Origin of the sequence: Staphylococcus pseudoxylosus (assembly GCF_044794325.1) — a bacterium.
Taxonomy (GTDB): Bacteria; Bacillota; Bacilli; order Staphylococcales; family Staphylococcaceae; genus Staphylococcus; species Staphylococcus pseudoxylosus.
This window is the reverse complement of sequence record NZ_CP085024.1, coordinates 843,976-864,606: the sequence shown is the minus strand read 5'-3', so window position 1 is coordinate 864,606 and position 20,631 is coordinate 843,976. Positions and strand designations below refer to the sequence as shown.

Genomic DNA, 20,631 nt, shown 5'->3' with positions numbered 1-20,631 from the left:
ACGTGCATGCATTTGAATTTAGACTGCTTATTTATTTTTTAATTTACGTGATAATTTAATTTTTGCTTTTGTAAGTTTAGGCTTAAAGTTCTCGATAACTTGATATAGTGGTTGATTTAACACGTAATCAAATTCACCAATTTTTTCACTCAAGTAAGTGCCCCAAACTTTTTTGAATGTCCATAAGCCATAATGATCAGAAGATTTATCTGGATCGTTATCTGTACCACCAAAATCATAAGTTGTTGCCCCATGCTCTCTAGCATACTGCATCATTGCAAATTGCATATGATGGTTTGGTAAGAAATTACGGTATTCATTTGAAGAAGCACCATATAAATAGTAGGATTTATTACCTGCAAACATTAACAATGCGCCTGATAAATAGATACCTTCAGGATGTTTCGATTCTAATTCAACCATTTCATCAATGAGTTCTTGTGTTTTACTTATTTTATTATCTGCATCGTTCAGTTTGTTAAGTGTCTTTTTATCTTGTTTCTTATCGGCTAATTTTACTTTTTCAGCTTCAATTTCTTGTAACTCTTTTCTTAATTCTTGTAGAACTGGTTTTGGTTCTAATTTAACTAAGAATAATTCTGCATCTCCGTCAGGATGCAAGGCGTCGTATATATTCTGGAAATAGCTGATATCTCTTGTTAAAAACCCGTCACGTTCGCCTGTAATTTGCATTAAATTAGCGAATGTCTTTAAACCTTCTCTATTTGAACGCTCAACTGTAGTGCCACGTTTTAATGCTAATCTTACTTTCGAACGATTGCGACGTTCAAAACTTTGAATCAATGCTTCATCTGTTTTATCGATAGGCGTTATCATTGTCATTCTTGGTTGTATATAGTCTTTAGATAAGCCTTCTTTAAATCCTTTATGTTTAAAGCCTAATGCGCGTAAATTGGTTAAAGCTTCTGCCCCTTTATCTACCTCTACATCTGGATCAATCTTAATCGCATATGCTTTTTCTTCTTTAGCGATTTGCATTGCAGCTTCCAATAATGTCTCTAAAGCTAACTTATTGCTATAGTCTGTAACAAATCCACGCGAAATATAGCAAAGTGTATAAGGTAGCTTAGGCACTTTTTTAAATAGTAATTGACCTACTCCAACAATTTCTCCATCTTCTCCAACTGCGATACGTCTTGAATACCAGCCAGTTAATGTTTTGGTTTCAGCCCATTTAGTTAATTGTAATAAGTCACCTTGCGGATGCGCTTTAACAAATGCATCATGCGCTTGATTAGTGATATTCATCTTTTCCATAAAAACTGATGTCTCCTTTATCAATTCAATTCTATGATATTATATATTGTTTTATTCTAATTTTCACATACAAACCATCATTTGCTATACTATAATAAATATAGAAATGGGGGTTTTTTATGCGGATTTTTATTATTGCCTTACTATTATTAATTAATTTGATTTTTATTTTTCAAGCTATCAATGAACCACTTACAATTTCATATTTAAGTTTAAGAATTATTTTAGCAGCGTTTACATTTATAATAACTGTTTATTTACTATTATTGCGTACTCAAAAAATTTCTACTTACTTGGCTATTTTAACACTTATCACATCTTTGATACACATATTCATAATCGCACATAGTGCATACCTGTATATTTATTAGTCTGCTATAAATTTGTAACTTAAACCACGTATAATTAATGTGTAAGGGGACGTTGTTTTATTATCTTTTATAGTGACTGATTTATAACCTGAGTCAGTGCCATCACTAATGTTAAATAATGTCTCATCCCCTTTTAATTTTAATGTTGTGACACTTTCTGTTTTGCTTATAATTTCCATATCAAACCAACGTTGCCACTTATTCACTGTATGTTCACGCTCAGTACTAGTCAATTCTACAGATTGAATTATAAATTCATTTTGACGTAATGACGCTAATTTTTCATTTCGCATATTTTCTTGTTCATTCCACTGAATAAAAAATGGAGGCTTTACTCTATAGTCTGGGTCTGCAATATATAATAACTTCCATGATGTTTTATCGCCTTTCATATTCTCTCTTTGCATGTTTACTGGTCCAATAACCTCTATATCTCTTTCTTCTAAATCTAATTTTAATTGTTCAATATCTTGTGTACGAAATGCCATTGTTTTTAAACCTTGTGCATAATGATCTTGAACTATTTTTGAAGGAAATGACACCCTACCTTCATCAGTTTTAATAATTTTTTGTAAGACGTCTGGTTTGTAAACATCTATCAATTCAATATATGCATTGCTTAAATAAACCAACCTATTGTATGTACCTAATCGCTCGTGTTGTCCACCTTGTTGTAAAGTTAGCAAATGTCCTGGGTATTTAAAGTTGTCTAATTGTTGAATATAGTGTACTAAATGATCTAATTTTAAAGATTGCATAACTTTTCTCCCCTATTTTTATCGTTAATCTTATCATAACAAATTGCATACTACTTTACTTCTTATAAGTGGCTAAAGCAGTTGTTAATTAACTCTTTACCGCTGTTTTAATTATTATTTTAAAACAATACTATTGATTTATTTCATAAAAAGGCTTAGAATATTATCTGTTATTAAAAGTTAGCCTTGCTAACTATTTTAGGAGGCCATGATGAATACACCAAACATATTCAATAATTTAATTGCAGTTTATCGACCTTATACAAAGTTATTTTCACCTATATTTGAAGACTATGACTTATATCCAGCACAATGGTTAGTGATGAAAGACATTGCACATAATGCACCAACAACATTAGTTCAAATTTCTAAGCGTCGTGCAATCGAAAAGCCTACAACTCGAAAAATCTTAAAAGTACTTTCTGAAAAATCATTGTTAAAAATTGAAACTGGAGAAGATAAAAGAGAAAAATTATTATCTTTTTCTGAAGAAGGACAAACTCTTTATGACAATATAAATGAACGTGTTTCTATCGTCCAAGAAGAAATACTTCAAAATACTAATTTATCTGAAACTGAGCTAAATCATACAGTTCAAATCATTCAAAAGATTCATGAAGAAATAACTAAAATGGAGGAAATGTAAAATGAATCAATCATCATCCATGAGATCACCTATATGGACCAAAAGTTTTAATATCAATTTTATAACGAACTTCGCAATATATCTTAGCATGTATTTACTCATCGTTATTATAGCGAGTTATACTAAATCAGAATACCACGTGTCCGATAGTATAGCTGGACTCGTTTCCGGCCTTTTTATAATAGGGTCCCTAATTGGACGATTCGCTACAGGTAAGTATGTTAATAAAATAGGTCCAAAAACCATATTATTAATAGGTTTAATATTCTTAATCATCACACAGCTCTTTTATTTTATAGAAGGTTCATTGGCCCTATTAATGTTTACTAGATTAATTAATGGGATTGCTACAGGTATTACCACTACTGCAACTGGAACAATTGCAGCATACGTAACACCAAATGATAGAAAAAGTGAAGGTATTAGCTTATTCTCGCTAAGTCTTGTTATTGGTGCTGCAATAGGCCCATTCTTTGGTCTATTACTTATCAATACTTTCCCAATTAAATTATTATTTTTAATTTGTTTAGTTTGTGGCATTGTTAGTTTTATCATTTCATTCTTTGTAAACTTAGATTTCAAATTAGAAACAAAAGCACAAACCACGCCTGAACATGTTAAAAACAAGAAATTTAATATAAACAATTATATCGCAAAAGAAGCAGTACCTGTCGCTATTATCATGTTAATATCAGGTCTGACTTATTCATCTATTCTTACGTTTTTACAGTTCTTCGCCCAAGAAATTAATCTCGTAACCATATCTAGTTACTTCTTTATATTTTATGCTATTGCCTCATTAGTTACTCGACCAATAGCAGGTCGCTTAATGGACCAAAAAAATGAAAATGTTATTGCATATCCTGCATTCTTTTTCTTAATTATTACTTTTTTAACCTTGAGTATTACAAATAATGGTTGGTTACTTATTCTAGCAGGTCTATGCTTAGGTGCCGGTTATGGTAATATTTCTTCCTGTATGCAAGCAATTGCTATAAAAGTATCGCCTCCTGCAAAATATGGGATAGCTACTTCAACTTATTTCATAGGTCTTGATTTAGGACTTGGTTTTGGACCCTATGTATTAGGCTTTATCACTTCTACTGTTAGTTATGCGCAGCTATATGGCATTATGGCAATCATTGTATTAATAACTGCAATTATTTATTATTTTTTACATGGTAAAAAAGTAAAAAAATTAGCTTCTAACTAAAACTCTATAACTAACACTATCGTATTATCTTACCGTAGGAACAAAATAGTATTAGGTCGGAATGCCATAAAACTCTAATTTATTTTAAAAGGTTTGTCATGCTTCCCCTACAAAATTGACTACGATTAGTAAGAACAAAAGGTTCACCTGACCTGAACCTTAGGTATAACTTACACTAACTCAATATTATGATTAAGGCTGGGACAAGTTAATTGTCCCAGCCTTATCTTTGCTTTTGTAATTACATTACTTATGTATCTTTTTGATGGTTACGCAACATTAATTTGTTCAACCTCTTTAATAATGTCATCTAACAACTGTTTCTGCTCATTATTATAATAATAGAAAACTTGTCTTTCGTCTGTCTCAGAACGCACTTTCGAAATTAATTCTTTTTTATAAATCTTTCTTATAATTACATCAATTTTACTAGTATCCCAAAGCATTTCGAAATGAAGTGCGTCACGTAATTCTTTACCACTTATTCTTGTAGCTTCGTATACTTTGAACAATACAACAAATTCTTCAATTGACATTTTATGCTTTGATTTCAACCAATGTTTTAACTGACACAAATCTCTTTCAGATGTTATAAAATATGATACTTTACTATCCATAAAAATGGCCTCCTTATTGTCTACTCTAGTTGTTTTAATTTTTTTATTTGGCTTTACTTAATGAATAAGCTTCAAAAGTATTATATAACACTTTCTTCTTTTAATCTATTATTTTTAATCGAAAAGATAAATATTTTTTTCTATTGAACATTATTTATATCACTTAAAATGAATATCTTTAAAAATTTGTATTAACTAAAATGTTTCAACCTCGATTAACCTCTTTATTTAACATTATTATTTTATAATACTTTAATCTCTTTATGATATGATACATATATAATAGTGTTTACTATGCTAAATTATTTGATTTTATTTGATTTTCAAAACAAAAAATCCCTATTAAAGTGTGCAAAGTGTTAAATGACTACTTTAATAGGGACGTGGTTGTATGAGTTGAATTAACCACCAATATAATTCATATTTATTTTTTTACGTTTTCTATTTTCAACTGTTTGAGCCGTACGTTCATCTGAATAACGATCGTCTCTTATATTCCAAAGAATCTTAAATTGTTCAAATAACTCAGCGTCATTTGCGCCATTTCTCATAAATGATTTAACGTCAAAACCATCTACTGTACTAAACAAACACCCATAAAACTTACCATCTGATGATAGTCTAGCGCGAGTACATGTAGAGCAAAAAGATTGTGAAACGCTTGTAATCAATCCAAATTGTGCTGTAGTATCTTTATGTTTATAATATTTGGCCACTTCCCCATAGTATTTAGGTTCGACCGCTTCAATATCAAAATCTTTTTCAATCATTTCTAACATTTCATCTTTTGTAACAACTTTGCTAAAATCCCAACCATTATCATTACCAACATCCATAAATTCAATAAATCTAATTTCAATTTGCTTCTCTTTAAAATATTGAATCATCGGAAGAATTTGGTTATCGTTGACGCCTTTTTGTACAACAACGTTGACTTTCACCTGAAATCCAATAGAAACAGCATAATCAATCTGTTGTAGGATCGTTGAAGCTTTAATATTTCTATTATTTATGTTTTGAAACACTTCATCTTCAATAGCATCAAGACTTACGTTTATACGTCTTAAACCAGCATCATATAACTTTTGACCATGTTTTTTTAATAGCAAACCATTGGTAGTAAGTCCAATATCTTCTATTCCATCAATTTGATTTAATTTGTAAATAAGTTTATCCAAATCACGTCTCAATAACGGTTCTCCACCTGTTATTCTTATCTTTTTTACACCTAACTTTGTATACACATGAGCTATACGTACCATTTCATCAAATGAAAGTAGTTCATCTTTAGGTAAGAACACAAAGTCATCACCAAAAATTTCTTTTGGCATACAATAATCGCAACGAAAGTTACATCTATCGGTAACTGACAATCTTAAATCACGAATCGGACGTCCGAGTTTATCAGTTATTTGTTCTACCATAACGTTAGGCCTCCTTATCTATTTAATATATCTTGTTGTAAAGAGTCCAAATCTTGTTGATAATTTATATTTTTATACCAATAGTCTGGTGATTGTATCGTATCTACACTTAACCAATCACTTTTAACTTTGCTATATACATTTTTCAAGCTGAAATCATCCGAAGCTAAAGCTTCATTCATCTTATTCAATGTATGTGGGCTGTAAAATGCCAAAGTTGGTATTGGTCTTCCCTGTTCATGAAAACCTGCAACATCTAATTGGTCTTCTATCAAATGTTCCACCATAAATTGATATAATTTACTAACGGCTTTTTGCGTTATCATGGGTGTATCAACCGAAATCACAAAAAAGAGCTCCTCGTTTTTATATAAGTTCATCACGGAACGAATACCTGCCAAAGGACCTTTATCTTTATTTTGATCATCGTCAATAACAATATCGTCATAATCAAACTGTGAAGCTAAATTCTCATTTGTACTGATTATGATTTGGTTAAACATATTTGTTGCTTCTAACACACTAATAATTCGCTTATAAAAATATTGAGAATCTATTTGTGCAAAAGCCTTTGGTTCGCCGAATCTCTCTGATTGTCCTCCGGCAAGTATAATAGCCTTCATGTCTTATTTACCCTCCGCTAACTGGTGGAATTAATGCCACTGTATCATTTGGATGTACGATGTCATCTTGTTGAACGAATTCTTCATTAATTGCGATTTGAAATTGTTTATCTTTGATTTGTGGGTATCGCTCAAATAAATCTGTTAAAAATTCATCTACCGTAATATCATAACTCAAATCAATCTCCTCAGACGTTTTTTCTAATATATCTTTGATTTCTGCAAAGTATAATAGCTTCATTTAGAATCATCTCCTATAATAGCATCATTATAATTACCATGTTGATGACCTTGCCATTGCGCACCATCTTCCCATATTTCTTTTTTCCAAATAGGCACAATTTCTTTAATACGTTCTATTGCATATTCATTTGCACAATAGGCATCTTTACGATGAGGAGATGAAACACTTATAAGTACAGCAATATCTGATATCTTTAGTGGTCCTATCCTATGGACAATCGCCGTTAAAGTCCCTGGCCATTTTTTTGAAATTTCATCACCTATTTGCGCAAGTTTCTTCTCTGCCATAGGAATATAAGCTTCATATTCAAGGTATTCTGTTTTTATTCCTTTTGTCCATTCTCTTACATGTCCTGTAAAAACTACAATCGCACCCTGATGTTCATTTAAAACAAACTCTCTGTACTGTTCTGTTTGTATGGGTTCATTCACTACTTCAAACTGCTTCATTTAATGCATTCCTTTTATCTTAAAATAAGTTAATAACCAATTTTCATAATGCTCCATTGCTTTGATATCATTCATTTTCATATAATACTGTACATTGGAAAGCTTGGCTAAAGCTTGGCGCTCATTTTCATTAGTGTAAACGACTACTTTATCAAAACCTGCATTTTTAAAACCTTCTACCAATATGATGTCACTGTCTATTGTAACAGATTCATTTATGATTTCCTCAAGACTTTGTTTCTCAATTCTTGTCACTGTTTGTTGATATACATGCCCCTGTACAATGCTTTGATCAGCACCAGCATGAAAATGTTTCATATGATCCACGTGATCTTTTTGTAACGCAATATCATCATCTTGAAAATCCTGTTGATATTGTCCATGATGCTTTACAGTAGCAACGGTTAAGTCATGTGCTTTCAAAAGTTTAATTGTATGTGACATCAAAGTGGTTTTGCCTGAGTTTTTAAAACCTACTATTTGTAGAATCATATAAAACAATCCGTTTCATAAGCTTGTGACTCCGTTAAAATAACATCTACTGTATACCCTTTTTGATATCCTCTTGTTCCCCCTGGCAACATTATCATCGCATTACTGTGTGCAATTGCAACGACTGCCCCTGATTTATTAAATCCTGAAGGCACGACTGTCATTGATTTTCCATTAAAAGTAGCCGTTGCTCGTACGAAACGTGTAAACGGATTAGCTTTGGTTAGATCTTCCATTAAAGTTGCCTGTACCATTTGTGGATAAATAGCTGTTGCCCCCATCATATGTAGTACAGCCGGTTTAACATATAGTTCAAAACCAGTAAAACATGCCGACGGATTACCAGATAGACCAAATAAATATTTACCATCAGCTACTGCGACTGTTGTCACACTACCAGGTCTCATAGCAATCTTATTAAATAGCACCTCGGCATTAATCTCGTCATAAATTTGTGGTAAATAATCAAAATCACCAACAGAAACACCTCCTGTTGTGATAACAATATCATGTTTAGACATAGCGTCTTTTACTACTTGAATACTACTTTTCAAATCATCTTCTTGAATTTGGTAAGCTGCTACATCTAAATTAAACGTTTGACTTAAGGCAGCAATCATAGGTCCATTTGAATTTCTGATTTTACCTGGTTCTAAGTCATCTCCTACTTCTAGCAACTCACTTCCAGTCGCAATAACGCCGATACTAGGCTTATCAAATACTTTAACCTGTGTGTAACCATACGTTGCTAGAACTGCTATAGCACCTGGATTGACTTGTTGCCCTTTATTTAGAACTGTATCACCAATCTGTGTTTCTTCACCTTTTAAAGACACATTCTCATTAACAGTAAATGATTTTCTTATAGTAAAACTTTGTTCATTTTCTACTGTTTGTTCTAACATTACTACTGCATCTGCACCTTTTGGCATTTCAGCACCTGTCATAATACGTACCGCTTCAAAAGGACCTACTTCTTTTTCAGAAACTGATCCTGCACCAATATGGTCAATCACATTAAAGGTAATTCTATGGTTTCCACTTGCACCTTCAGTATCTATACTTCTCAGTGCAAATCCATCATAAGGTGATTTATTAAATCTCGGGATTTCATATGTAGCTACAATATCTTCCGCTAATATATAACTAACGCTATTTTCTAAAGGAACTTCGATTTGTTTTGTATATATATCTTGGCTCACAACGCGTTCGATTGCTTCTCTTACTGGTATTGGATTTCTTTTTTCAACTGGCATTTAAAATCTACTCCTTAAAAAAATGGATTTCGTGATATACTAGGAAACGATTAGGAGGGATAACTTTGTCTGAATTCACACATATCAATGAACAAGGCAACGCTAAAATGGTTGATGTCTCAGAAAAAAACATTACCAAACGCACAGCCATTGCACATTCAAGTATTACCGTTAATCAAGCAATCTATCAGCAAATTGTCGATAATACAAATAAAAAAGGCAATGTACTTAATACTGCACAAATCGCAGGTATCATGGCAGCTAAAAATACGGCTGATATTATTCCTATGTGTCATCCATTACCACTTACTGGGATTGATGTTTCATTTAATTGGAAAGAAAATGAAACATCATTTACTTTAAATATCCAAGCGAGCGTTTCAACAACTGGAAAAACTGGTGTAGAAATGGAAGCACTTACCGCAGCATCTGCAGTTGCGTTAACTGTATATGACATGACGAAAGCGCTAGATAAAAGTATGATTATTGGTGAAACATATTTGTTATCTAAAACTGGTGGTAAATCTGGTGATTTCCAACGACCAAATTAATATCCGGTTATACATACCTACTAGACACATGCCAAGCTATATTGCATATCACAATATGACTTAGGTATGATATGACCTTAAAATCAATACTATGTTAGGTAAATAGATATGACTGTGTATAACAATTATTTTGACTTTTGAGTATTGAGTCAAAATGTTAAGAGGGAGAAGATGAAATCAATTGAAATTTTTTGATTTTTATCTCTCCTATTTTATTTTGTTATTTCTTGAACTAAATGATTTAATTCAGGTTTGATTAGCTTGTTCAATGCTAATTTAACTGCACCAGTAGAACCAGGCACACTAAAAATCAACTGTTTACCAACTGTACCTGCGATCGCCCTTGATAATAATGCACGACTCCCAACATCTTCAGTATAACTAAGATATCTAAACAACTCCCCAAATCCTTCAATTTCTTTTGTGATAAGAGATGACACTGCTTCTATTGTCACATCTCTTTGTGCAATACCTGTGCCACCCGTAGTGATAATAACGTCAATTTCTTCGGTCAACCATTGCTTTAGCTGTGTTTGTATTGCAGTTATATCATCTTTTACAATACAGTAATGATTATCAGCAATATGAACGTTCAATTCAGAAAGAAGAGATATTGCCAATTGGCCACCTTTATCTGTATCGTAATTTCTTGTGTCAGATACAGTTAATATTGCACAATTAATATCTTTATCCAGCTTTACATTTGTATGCATCATTATTAATTCTCCTTTATCCAAAAAGTTGATTCATTAGTGTAATAGCCGCATCAGGCTTGGTCATACCATGTATCAGCATTCTCCCATTTTTGAAACTTACTATTCGATACCCTTTGTATTTAAATTGAAGCAGATAGTCATTTCGCTTAAATGGAATTTGATATTCTGCTAAAAATGCTTCTAATATTTCCTGGGAAATGTTAGGGTTTTCATACTGTACCGTATCTCTTCCACATAAACTAACAAATTGACGCTTTGTTTCGTTTAAATATGGATATGTAGGTGATTCACCACATGTTGGACAATGGGGGCGCTGTAATTTATGATAACCAAACGTAAAATGTGTTCCGTCCCATAAGTCTCCATATGTTACTTTGGTGGTAATGTCTTGTTGAGTTAACACTTTTAACGCATCTCTCATCTGTAAACTTGTAGTCATACTTACAGCTGGTTGAATGACACCAACTGTATCACAAGTTCTATTAATAACAGGTAATTGTGGCATCAAACAATTAAAACACGGTGTTAAACCTGGTATGAACGCAGTTTCTATATATGTGCTTTCTACAACACCACCATATATCCAAGGAATCCTTTGCTGAAATGCAAAATCATTAATCATTTGGCGAGTTTCAAAATTATCTGTCGCATCTAATATAAGCTGTACATTTTTACAATGTTCATCTAAAAACTGTCGATCAACATGTGCAATATGACAACTTAAATTTAAATCTTGGCGAATTGCCATTAAATGGTGTTCAGCTGCTACGACTTTAGGTAATGCTTCATTTGCATCAGTTTCCGTATATAACGTTTGTCTTTGTAAATTACTGAACTCAATATAATCTCTATCCACAATTGTAAGTTCCCCTAACCCAGCGCGAACTAAACTTTCAGCAAGATGCGTCCCTAAAGCACCCATTCCAATAATCACGACATGCGCGTTTATAATTTTATCTTGGCCTTTAGAACCAATATGTTTAAATAACGTTTGTCTCGAATAGCGATCTTTAGTCACAAGCATTACCCTTTCTATACATCATTGTTTCCATTATAAATCTTGGGTCACAATGTAACAATGTTTTGATATTAATATTATAAAAAGTAGCGTTTTCCCTATGTTAAATATTTATGATTGAAATTTATTTCTATACTGAAATCTTAATCAATACGCTATATATTAATTAATCATATCCCTTACTTAAATGTTCGTGGTACAATGAGTTGAATATTATTCGGAGGTGAATCAATGGCACGTTCAAAGGATTATGAACAACTATTAAGCCAAGCTAAAGACATCGTGATTAATTCTATAGGTGAGACTATGGATCTTTACGGTGTAAACCGTAGTGTCGGCAATTTATATGGAACGATGGTATTCGAACAAAAAAGCATGACACTAGATGAAATGCGCTACGAATTACAAATGAGTAAACCAAGTATGAGTGCAGGAGTTAAAAAACTTCAAGAATTTGACGGCGTTAAACAACAATTTACGCGTGGCAGTAGAAAACAACATTTTGTTGCTGAAAAGGATTTCTTTACTTTCTTCGGTAATTTTTTCTCACAAAAATGGAACAGAGAAATTAAATTAAATTTAGAAGCTATTCAACGAGCAGAAAAATTATTGGACCCCATTATTCATTCAGAAAGTGCATCTGAGGAAGTCATCGAAGAAGCTAAAGAAATGTCAAAGCAATTAGATCATTCTAAAATATATTATGCTTGGTTATCTACATTGTCTGAATCACTTAATAATGGAGAAATTTTCGAACATTTCCCTATTCCAAATACCAGTAACGAGTAAAAGGCATAAAGTTCCAATTGGAACTTTATGCCTTTTCAAGTCTGTATGATTAAACCATCATAAGCGATGGTCGCATTCAGTCCAGACTGCTTTAGTTGTTGTTCTAACTCCATTACCTGTGTTTCATTTAAACTTTCTGTTGCTTCAATGTGTGTAAAATAAGTATGTTTTGCGTTAATTTCGTAAGCAAGTTCTACACTTTCTTCAAATCGTACTTCTCCTAATTCCTCAAGCATCCCTGCTTCATGTATACGTTCATGAGTTACAGGGTTAACTTCATTACTACCAAAAGGTAAAATTGCCACATCAACTTCTTTTATTTTTGCTATAGGTATATAATTTTTTATCTCATCCGGAATAATCAAAATACGTTGCGCATTAGATGTAATATAAAATCCAAATGCAAACTCCTCTGCTAATTGAATCCACTCGATTGACGCATGATTTATCTTTATTCGGGAGTCGTTTTCTACAATTTCTTTTTCAATCACACCGAGTTCACTTAGGTAGTTCAAATGATCCCAATGGCCAAAATACTTTTTAAAATCAGCCACTTGTTGTTTCGTAATATAAATTTTAGACTTTTTAGATTGCGGTATTTTATTAATAAAATCATAGTTGAGTGTTTCCCAAATTCTAAGACCCATTGTATGATCTGGATGCCAATGTGAATATACCCCATATTTTATATCATCTATTTGTGAGCGCCGTAATTGATAAAAAATATCTTCTGATGTATCAATTAACAATTGTAAGTCGTGTATGTAAATGGCAGGCCCAGTTCGCTGAATCGTATCTAAATGTTGAGATACTGACTTATGTAATGAAGGTACACCACCAGCAGTTCCCAAAAACTCTATTCTCATGTATACACCACCTTCAAAAATACTTAAATTTTTAAAATTACATTTATCATACTTGATGAAGTGTTTAATTTCTTCAGTGTTTGTATAAATGCAACGCAGCGTTAAATTCATTTGATATTTATAACTTCATGCGCTAAGCTAGTAGCTTCGTAATTGGAATGTGTCACAAATATAATAGGTATTTGCCATTGTTCAAAAATACGTTTAACAAGCTCTATGCTTTCTTCTTTTGTTGTATCATCTAAGCTTGAAAATGGCTCGTCCAATAAAATCAAATCCGGCCTAGTGCTTAGCGCCCTTGCTAATGCCACACGTTGTGCTTCACCACCCGAAAGTCGCAAGGGATATTGATTCTTTAAATGCACAATATTCAATTGCTGTAAAAGCCTGTCTATATGTTGAGAAGGTTTTGTCATAAAAGTTATATTATGATAAACATCCATATTAGGAAATAATTGATAATCTTGAAATAAATAGCCGATATTTCGTTTTTGTATTTTCACATCTATAGCTTGCTTTGTATCACAAATAACGTGACCGTTGAGTTGGATAAAGGCAGTATTGGGTTTTCTTAAACCAGCTATCATGTTTAACAATGTCGTTTTACCAATTCCCGATGGACCTTTAATAGCATAAATTTTAGGCTCATTGTCTTCAATGCGGATTTTTAATTGTTGATTTTTTAATAGATGATTTAATTGTATTTTCAACAATTAGTCCACCTCCCGAAAACGGTCTTTATTTAATATATTTATAGTTCCAATCACAGTGATTGCAAATGCTACTAACACAATCACCCATAACCAAGCTTGATTTTCTTTACCTTGTTCTACTAAGAAATAAATTTCTAATGGTAAGGTGTTTGTTTTATTTGGAATATAACCAGCAACCATGAGCGTCGCCCCAAATTCACCAATCGCACGTGCAAAACTCATCATAATACCTGAAAGTATTGGTCTTTTCGATAGTGGAAAAATGAGTTTGAAAAATATTTTATTCTCATTAGCCCCCATTGTTCTAGCTGTATTTAACATTTTATGATCAATGTTACGAAAACCTTGTACAGTATGTTGATACATCAGCGGAAAACTCACAATCACTGATGCAATAACTGCACCAGTCAAAGTGAAAACTACTGGCATATTTAGTGTTTCCTTAAAAAATGAACCTACATAACTTTGTGGTGAAAATACAATCAACAAAATAAAACCCATTACGGTTGGTGGTAAGACAATGGGTAAGATAATGACACTTTCCAAGATTCTAGCAATGATACCATGGCGTTTATATAACCATTTTGATATTAAAATTCCCAACAAAGTAACAATTATAGTACTAATTAGAGCTACTTTAAGCGATATCCAAAATGGTGTCATATCTTGCATCGCTAAAACCTCCTACACTTCAAATTTATATTCTTTCAAAATAGCTTTCGCTTTATCTGTTTTTAAGAAATCTACCCATGCTTTTGCCGATTTATTATCTGTAATCGTAGCAGATTTATAAACAATTGGGTTGCTTAAATTTGCTGTATTAATCGCTTTAACTTTGCTATTACCATTTTGTTGACTTTGATATAAGTCAGTCTGGTAGACATATCCCATTTGTGCATTACCTTTTTCAACATAATTTAATACTTGGCGTACATCTTTTGCATATACTAGATTAGGCTTTACGCCTTCAAACAAGTCATTACTTTTCAGATATTGTTCAGCGTATTTACCAGCTGGCACTGATTTGGTTTCGCCGATAGCTAATTTGTCACCATCTTTAATATTTGTTACAGATTTATAATCACTATCTTTACCAGCGATAAGCACCAACTTATTTTTGGCATATTCGTATGTATTTTGTGCTTGATTTTTATCTACAAGTGCATCTACATCTTTTTCATTTGCTGACATAAAAACATCAACAGGAGCGCCTTTTTCTATTTGCTGTCTTAAAGCACCTGAACCTCCATAATTAAAAGTAACATCTACATTATTATGTTGCTTTTTAAAAGCTTTTTCTAAATCTTTTGTTGCATCTGTAAGACTTGCTGCTGCAGCAACATGCAATACTTGTTTTTGGCTTTCTTCATTTTTCGTCTTTGCATTTTCATTATCTTTATGCTCATTAGAACACCCAGTCAAAATGAATGTTAGAACAATAAATGTAATAAGTATGTATTTAGGTCTAATTTTCAAAAAAATCACTCCTTCACTTTATTATATGCTTGTATATAAAAAAATAAAAGCAAGAAAATAGGAGCATGATAGATGGAAATCAAATTTCATCATTTGATAACCTCACCAAACTCCTAATTAATAAAAAAGTAGATAAAGTTTCATAGAAACTACCTTATCTACTTTGTTCATACCATCATTGATAACTTATTTTAATTATAAAATGTCTATAAAGCGTTTAAACGCTGCTCGACCAACCTCAGTATTTTTAAAGACACCTGCATCTTCTAATACGCGTTTGAATTTGTAACCTACTTCTTTTTCAACAATATCATCTACATTATTAGTATCGATATCATAAGTTTGTTTCATATCATCGGCCCATTGTTGATGAATACCTATATCAACATGAACAGCACCTAGTAAATAAGATTTCACTTGTTTTAATTCTTCCTTTAAACGGCCAGGCAATATGGCCATCCCCATCACTTCGATTAATCCAATATTTTCTTTTTTGATGTGTTGTACATCTTTGTGTGGGTGAAAAATACCATCCGGAAACGCCGCAGATGTCTGATTATCTCTTAGTACAATATCCAATTCATAAAATCCATTTCTATACCTTGCAATAGGTGTAATCGTATGATGTCTCTCTCCATCTTTGCTATATGCCTTAATGTCTACACTATTATCAGAATATTGATTCCACTGTACCATAACATGTGTTGCCGCTTGAATGAGTTCATTACTATTTTTACTTTTTAATCGAATCACACTCATTGGCCAATTTAAAGTACTTGCTTCTACTGATGGAAAACCCGCTATAATAAATTTTTCAATTTCTGCTGCATTATCCATTGGGAATATATGTTGCCCTGTTTGATAGTGATTATGTGATAATATAGAGCCACCTACAAGTGGAATATCTGCATTAGATCCTATAAAATAATGTGGGAATTGTTTTATAAAATCAATTAAATCAAGAAAGGTTTGCTTGTTAATCTCCATCGGCACATGTTGTGCAGAAAACACGATGCTATGTTCTAAGAAATAAGCATATGGAGAATATTGAAACCCCCACGGTTGCCCATCTAAATTCAAACGTATCACACGATGATTAGTACGTGCTGCTTGCGTAACAGATCCCTGAAACCCTTCATTTTCAATGCATAAAGCACATTTTGGATACTCAGTAGCCGGAGCAGCTTTAGCTTTTGCAATTTGCTTTGCATCTTTTTCAGGCTTGGATAAATTGATGGTGATTTCTATGTCACCATATTCAGTACCCACCTCATAATTAATGTTATTTGCTATCGCGTCTTCTTTCACATAATGATTACGTTTAGCAATTTCATAAAAATATTTAGTCGCTGTTTCCGGTGATTGTTCATAAGCTTCTCTAAATTTTCTATTAATAACAGACGGTCTTGGCGTAATTATGTCTAAAAGTTGTGCTTCAACAATTTCTTTATTGTATAACGCATCTTCAATGCAATTTTCATTTATAGCTTCATTAATCCAATATTGTGTTATATCATTTGGGGTAGCATTTTTAGCTAAAGGTGATTCTAACGTCTCAGTTATCCCTCGTGCATTTAAAATACGCAATAATTGGTTTTGAATATAGATGCTATCTTCTTGTTCATAATCGCCAAATGAAATTGCTTGTTCAATAAATTGTTGCACCAATTGTTGGTTTAATAACATGCGTTATCCCTCCATACTTTGTTGATAACCATCAGGATGCTGATGGTGCCATTGCCATGCTGAATCAATGATTTCATGAATATTATCATGTTGTGGTTTCCACCCCAAGACAGATTGTGCCTTGTCACTTGCCGCAACTAACTTACTTGGATCCCCAGCTCTTCTTGGACCAACTTCAGCCTTAATTGGTTCTTTCGTTACTTTACGTGCAGCTTCTAAAATTTCAAAAACAGAGTAGCCTTGACTACTACCTAAGTTAAATGCACCCGATGCGCCTCCGTTTTGTAAATACTGATAAGCTAAAATATGTGCATCAATTAAATCTACAACATGTAAATAATCTCGTATACAAGAACCATCTTCAGTATCATAATCGTCACCAAAAATAGTTAAAGCATCACGTTGTCCTAACGCTACTTGTAATACAATAGGAATTAAATGCGTTTCAGGACGATGATCTTCACCTATCCATCCACCTTGTTTAGCACCAGCAACATTAAAATAACGCAGTGCAGCATAGTTTACACCATAAGCATTATGGCTCCAATGCATCATTTTCTCCATCATTAATTTGCTTTCGCCGTATGGGCTCGTTGGTGTTTTAGAATCTTCTTCAGTTATTGGAACTGTATCGGGCTCTCCATATACAGCTGCCGTTGACGAGAATATAATATGTTTTACTTGGTGCGCATACATTACCTCTAATAGTACTTGTAAGCCATATACATTATTATTGAAATAGGCTAGTGGTTTTTCTACAGATTCTCCAACTAACGAGTATGCACAAAAGTGAAAAACGCCTTCAATTTGTTCATTTGTAAAAACACGGTCTAAAAATGCTTTGTCACGAATATCCCCTTCATAGAAACTTGCATCTTGATGTACTGCCTCTCTATGTCCCGTTCCTAAATTGTCTACAACTACAACTTTGTAACCTTTATCAATCAATTGATCTACGGCATGGCTACCTATATAACCTGCCCCACCCAAAACTAAAACAGACATATAAAAACCTTCCTTCATTTATTTTGTATCACTTATAAAGATGTTACGCCACCGCTAATACCTACGTGGTAAAACGAAGGTGCATAACCAATTTTTTCTAAATACATTTGGGAAACTTCATGTTCTAATCGCTCGATACTGTCTTTATGCACTAAGGCAATCGCACAACCTGCAAATCCTGCACCTGTCATTCTCGCCCCCAATACACCATTAACTTGTTGAGCTGTTTCAGCTAATGTATCTAATTCAATTCCTGTAACTTCATAATCTTCTTTCAATGAAGCATGCGACATATTTAGTAGTTTGCCAAACTGGTCAAAATTATTTTCAGCAAGTACTTTACGCGCAAGTTTTGTACGTTCATTTTCTGATACAGCATGCTTAGCTCTACGGCGTGATACTTCATCTTTAATAAGATGCATGTTTTGCTCAAATTCAGCTAATGTCAGTTCACCTAGCGCTTCTATATTCAATGCTTCTTTTAAGTCAGCAAGTGCAGATTCACATTCTGCTCTGCGCTCGTTATATTTACTTTCAGTCAATGAACGACGTTTATTCGTATTCATTATAGAAATCACATAATCTCCAAATTTGGCTGGAACGTATTCAAAATCCAACGTCGCAGTATCGAGTAATATTGCATGATTTTCTTTCCCCATACCAATAATAAATTGATCCATAATCCCTGAATTTACACCCATAAATTTATTTTCGACAACTTGACCTATTTTAATAAGCTGCAGATATTCTAATTCTAAATCAAATAAATCTTTTAATAACCAACCTGTAAGGATTTCGATTGAAGCAGACGACGACAAGCTGGCTCCATTTGGAATGTTACCTTCGACTAAAATATTAAATCCGTGGTCAATTTCATCGAATGTTTCAGTTAAATACTTTACGACGCCTTTGGGATAGTTTGCCCAGTCATCATCTTGGTTAAATACTAGATCATCTAAAGTGAAGGTGATAATACCTTTTTCTTCAAAATTATTAGAGTAAAGTTGAATTTTACGGTCGTCTCTTTTAGTTGCTAATCCATAAGTTCCTAATTCTATTGCCGCTGGAAAAACATATCCCCCATTATAATCAGTATGTTCCCCAATTAAATTGATTCTCCCAGGGGCAAAGGCACTGACTTCAGCTTCTACACCAAATAACGTTTCAAACTTTTCGCGCATTGCTTGTAACATAAGATCCCCACTCCTTTTTATCTACATTAAATGCAAAGTGATTAATTCTTTTCTTCTTTTTATTAGTAAACACAAACAAAGTTTACTTGTTTACTAAAAGTTTTGTCAACATAATATACTTCACTTAGACTTTAAAAGTATTCCGATACTTCAATGGTGCTTCTACTACTATATGAATAGCAAGCTTTCTTGTTTGATTAAGACGTTCTTCTGCCATCCTTACTGCCGTCCTACCAAATTCATCTACAGGAATATGTACACTACTAATAGAAGGCACAGCATATTGGATAACTTCTAAATCATTAAAACTGATTAACTTTACATTCTCTGGTATTGCAATTTTATTCTCTTGAATTTTCTGTAAAATGCCTATTGCGACCATGTCATTTCCTGCCACAAACACTTGTGGAAGCGGTTGTTTGTGCTCTATAAATGTTTTAACCGCTAGCTCACCGTGTTCTTTTTTCCATCCATTAAGCAATGCTATCGTTTCTAATTGATGTCTTTCACACCAAGCTTGGTAAGCTTTATACCTTACATCAGTTGCATTTGAAGTTGGGGTGCCATCTAAATCTCTTATGGTATGATACCCGCCTATGTATGCAATGCGTGTTAAACCTAAACCCTTTATCTTGTCTAGCAAGTGAGTCATAGCGTAATAAAGATCTGAATATACAGCATCTATAGATTTAGGGACATGGGGATTATTAATTACTACCATATTAGGATTATAAGATTGGAGTTTGTATAGAGCATCAACCGAAAAGTTACCTATAACTATTATTGCGCCTGCCTTTTCTATTGTATTTAACTCATAATTATTTTGGTTACCATCAATACGTATTGTTCGCTTTAACGACAGATTTAAACGTTTAACTTCCGCTTCAATTGCCAATCGAATTTCTCTATAATAAGGATCTGACATTTCTTTAGCTCTTGACGCATAAGTAATGATTTGAATACTTTTATTTTTTCTTGTTGACTTGTGATATTGTTTCTCTTTCGCAATTTGATGGATACGTTCTCTAGTATTTTTCGATACCGAAAGCGTTGGGTCATTGTTCAATACTCTGGATACAGTTCCTGGGCTAACTTCTGCTAAATGTGCAATATCTCTTATACTAACCATGTCAAATTCACCTCTTTAATCTGTTTACCCCAAGTTTACTTTCATTAGGTTCGTAAATCAATCTTGACTATGCCTAATTATGATTTAAGCACTACATAGATGTTTATTAATTTACATG

At 32.9% G+C, this 20,631-nt stretch carries 23 protein-coding genes; 4 read left to right on the top strand and 19 right to left on the bottom strand.

Annotation, left to right across the window (positions count from 1 at the left end):
* Positions 1-27: 27 nt before the first annotated feature.
* Positions 28-1,278, bottom strand: coding sequence for a lipid II:glycine glycyltransferase FemX (locus tag LG295_RS03900; protein ID WP_107558028.1), 1,251 nt, complete (start codon positions 1,276-1,278; stop codon positions 28-30).
* Positions 1,279-1,645: 367 nt separating this feature from the next.
* On the bottom strand, positions 1,646-2,407 hold the full coding sequence (locus LG295_RS03895) for a VOC family protein (protein WP_318832702.1): 762 nt from the start codon (positions 2,405-2,407) through the stop codon (positions 1,646-1,648).
* 211 nt (positions 2,408-2,618) lie between these two features.
* On the opposite strand from LG295_RS03895, the gene LG295_RS03890 reads away from it, so the two are divergent.
* Positions 2,619-3,053 (top strand): MarR family winged helix-turn-helix transcriptional regulator, encoded by a 435-nt coding sequence (locus tag LG295_RS03890; protein ID WP_107530858.1) that lies wholly within the window; start codon positions 2,619-2,621, stop codon positions 3,051-3,053.
* Position 3,054: 1 nt separating this feature from the next.
* On the top strand, positions 3,055-4,266 hold the full coding sequence (locus LG295_RS03885; protein ID WP_107530857.1) for an MFS transporter: 1,212 nt from the start codon (positions 3,055-3,057) through the stop codon (positions 4,264-4,266).
* Positions 4,267-4,535: 269 nt separating this feature from the next.
* On the opposite strand, the gene LG295_RS03880 is transcribed toward LG295_RS03885, so the two are convergent.
* From LG295_RS03880 to glp, 7 genes are all read right to left on the bottom strand, one after another.
* The gene (locus tag LG295_RS03880) at positions 4,536-4,883 is read right to left on the bottom strand and encodes a SarA family transcriptional regulator (protein ID WP_107530856.1); all 348 of its coding nucleotides are present in this window, start codon (positions 4,881-4,883) and stop codon (positions 4,536-4,538) included.
* A gap of 401 nt (positions 4,884-5,284) precedes the next feature.
* Positions 5,285-6,307 (bottom strand): GTP 3',8-cyclase MoaA, encoded by a 1,023-nt coding sequence (gene moaA, locus LG295_RS03875; protein ID WP_107558368.1) that lies wholly within the window; start codon positions 6,305-6,307, stop codon positions 5,285-5,287.
* A gap of 14 nt (positions 6,308-6,321) precedes the next feature.
* The gene (mobA, locus tag LG295_RS03870; protein ID WP_107558367.1) at positions 6,322-6,930 is read right to left on the bottom strand and encodes a molybdenum cofactor guanylyltransferase MobA; all 609 of its coding nucleotides are present in this window, start codon (positions 6,928-6,930) and stop codon (positions 6,322-6,324) included.
* 7 nt (positions 6,931-6,937) lie between these two features.
* Positions 6,938-7,171 (bottom strand): molybdopterin converting factor subunit 1, encoded by a 234-nt coding sequence (gene moaD / locus LG295_RS03865; RefSeq protein WP_107530853.1) that lies wholly within the window; start codon positions 7,169-7,171, stop codon positions 6,938-6,940.
* Positions 7,168-7,623, bottom strand: a complete 456-nt coding sequence (locus tag LG295_RS03860; protein WP_107530852.1) for a molybdenum cofactor biosynthesis protein MoaE — start codon at positions 7,621-7,623, stop codon at positions 7,168-7,170. The genes moaD and LG295_RS03860 overlap by 4 nt, the downstream gene beginning before the upstream one ends.
* Complete coding sequence (gene mobB, locus LG295_RS03855; protein WP_107558366.1) at positions 7,624-8,115, bottom strand: molybdopterin-guanine dinucleotide biosynthesis protein B; 492 nt, start codon at positions 8,113-8,115, stop codon at positions 7,624-7,626. It abuts the gene before it with no gap.
* Complete coding sequence (gene glp, locus LG295_RS03850) at positions 8,112-9,371, bottom strand: gephyrin-like molybdotransferase Glp (protein WP_107558365.1); 1,260 nt, start codon at positions 9,369-9,371, stop codon at positions 8,112-8,114. Before glp ends, mobB begins: the two co-directional genes overlap by 4 nt.
* 65 nt (positions 9,372-9,436) lie before the next feature.
* Between glp and moaC the strand changes: the two genes are divergently transcribed.
* Positions 9,437-9,922 carry a cyclic pyranopterin monophosphate synthase MoaC gene (gene moaC / locus LG295_RS03845; RefSeq protein WP_107530849.1) on the top strand — a complete coding sequence of 162 codons (486 nt, stop codon included), beginning with the start codon at positions 9,437-9,439 and terminating at the stop codon, positions 9,920-9,922.
* Between the two features lie 212 nt (positions 9,923-10,134).
* Here moaC and LG295_RS03840 read toward each other — a convergent pair whose 3' ends face one another.
* Both LG295_RS03840 and LG295_RS03835 read right to left on the bottom strand, forming a co-directional pair.
* The gene (locus LG295_RS03840) at positions 10,135-10,635 is read right to left on the bottom strand and encodes a molybdenum cofactor biosynthesis protein B (protein ID WP_107530868.1); all 501 of its coding nucleotides are present in this window, start codon (positions 10,633-10,635) and stop codon (positions 10,135-10,137) included.
* Between the two features lie 16 nt (positions 10,636-10,651).
* Positions 10,652-11,656, bottom strand: coding sequence for a ThiF family adenylyltransferase (locus LG295_RS03835; RefSeq protein ID WP_107530848.1), 1,005 nt, complete (start codon positions 11,654-11,656; stop codon positions 10,652-10,654).
* A 231-nt stretch (positions 11,657-11,887) separates the two neighbouring features.
* Between LG295_RS03835 and cudC the strand changes: the two genes are divergently transcribed.
* Positions 11,888-12,445: a choline uptake/conversion transcriptional regulator CudC gene (gene cudC, locus LG295_RS03830; RefSeq protein WP_107530847.1), complete on the top strand. Its 558-nt coding sequence runs from the start codon at positions 11,888-11,890 to the stop codon at positions 12,443-12,445.
* A gap of 35 nt (positions 12,446-12,480) precedes the next feature.
* Here the strand turns inward: cudC and LG295_RS03825 are convergent, their stop codons facing one another.
* The 8 genes from LG295_RS03825 to LG295_RS03790 form a co-directional block, all read right to left on the bottom strand.
* Positions 12,481-13,311 carry an MBL fold metallo-hydrolase gene (locus LG295_RS03825; RefSeq protein WP_107530846.1) on the bottom strand — a complete coding sequence of 277 codons (831 nt, stop codon included), beginning with the start codon at positions 13,309-13,311 and terminating at the stop codon, positions 12,481-12,483.
* Positions 13,312-13,418: 107 nt separating this feature from the next.
* Positions 13,419-14,024: an ATP-binding cassette domain-containing protein gene (locus tag LG295_RS03820; protein WP_107558364.1), complete on the bottom strand. Its 606-nt coding sequence runs from the start codon at positions 14,022-14,024 to the stop codon at positions 13,419-13,421.
* Positions 14,025-14,696: a molybdate ABC transporter permease subunit gene (modB, locus tag LG295_RS03815; protein ID WP_325999653.1), complete on the bottom strand. Its 672-nt coding sequence runs from the start codon at positions 14,694-14,696 to the stop codon at positions 14,025-14,027.
* Positions 14,697-14,708: 12 nt separating this feature from the next.
* On the bottom strand, positions 14,709-15,494 hold the full coding sequence (gene modA / locus LG295_RS03810) for a molybdate ABC transporter substrate-binding protein (RefSeq protein WP_325999662.1): 786 nt from the start codon (positions 15,492-15,494) through the stop codon (positions 14,709-14,711).
* 201 nt (positions 15,495-15,695) lie between these two features.
* Positions 15,696-17,186, bottom strand: a complete 1,491-nt coding sequence (galT, locus tag LG295_RS03805; RefSeq protein WP_107530843.1) for a UDP-glucose--hexose-1-phosphate uridylyltransferase — start codon at positions 17,184-17,186, stop codon at positions 15,696-15,698.
* Positions 17,187-17,189: 3 nt separating this feature from the next.
* On the bottom strand, positions 17,190-18,191 hold the full coding sequence (gene galE / locus LG295_RS03800) for a UDP-glucose 4-epimerase GalE (RefSeq protein ID WP_107530842.1): 1,002 nt from the start codon (positions 18,189-18,191) through the stop codon (positions 17,190-17,192).
* Positions 18,192-18,223: 32 nt separating this feature from the next.
* Entirely contained in the window at positions 18,224-19,384 is a 1,161-nt protein-coding gene (locus LG295_RS03795; RefSeq protein WP_107530841.1) for a galactokinase, read from the bottom strand.
* A gap of 124 nt (positions 19,385-19,508) precedes the next feature.
* Complete coding sequence (locus LG295_RS03790; protein WP_107558362.1) at positions 19,509-20,513, bottom strand: LacI family DNA-binding transcriptional regulator; 1,005 nt, start codon at positions 20,511-20,513, stop codon at positions 19,509-19,511.
* Positions 20,514-20,631: the final 118 nt, after the last annotated feature.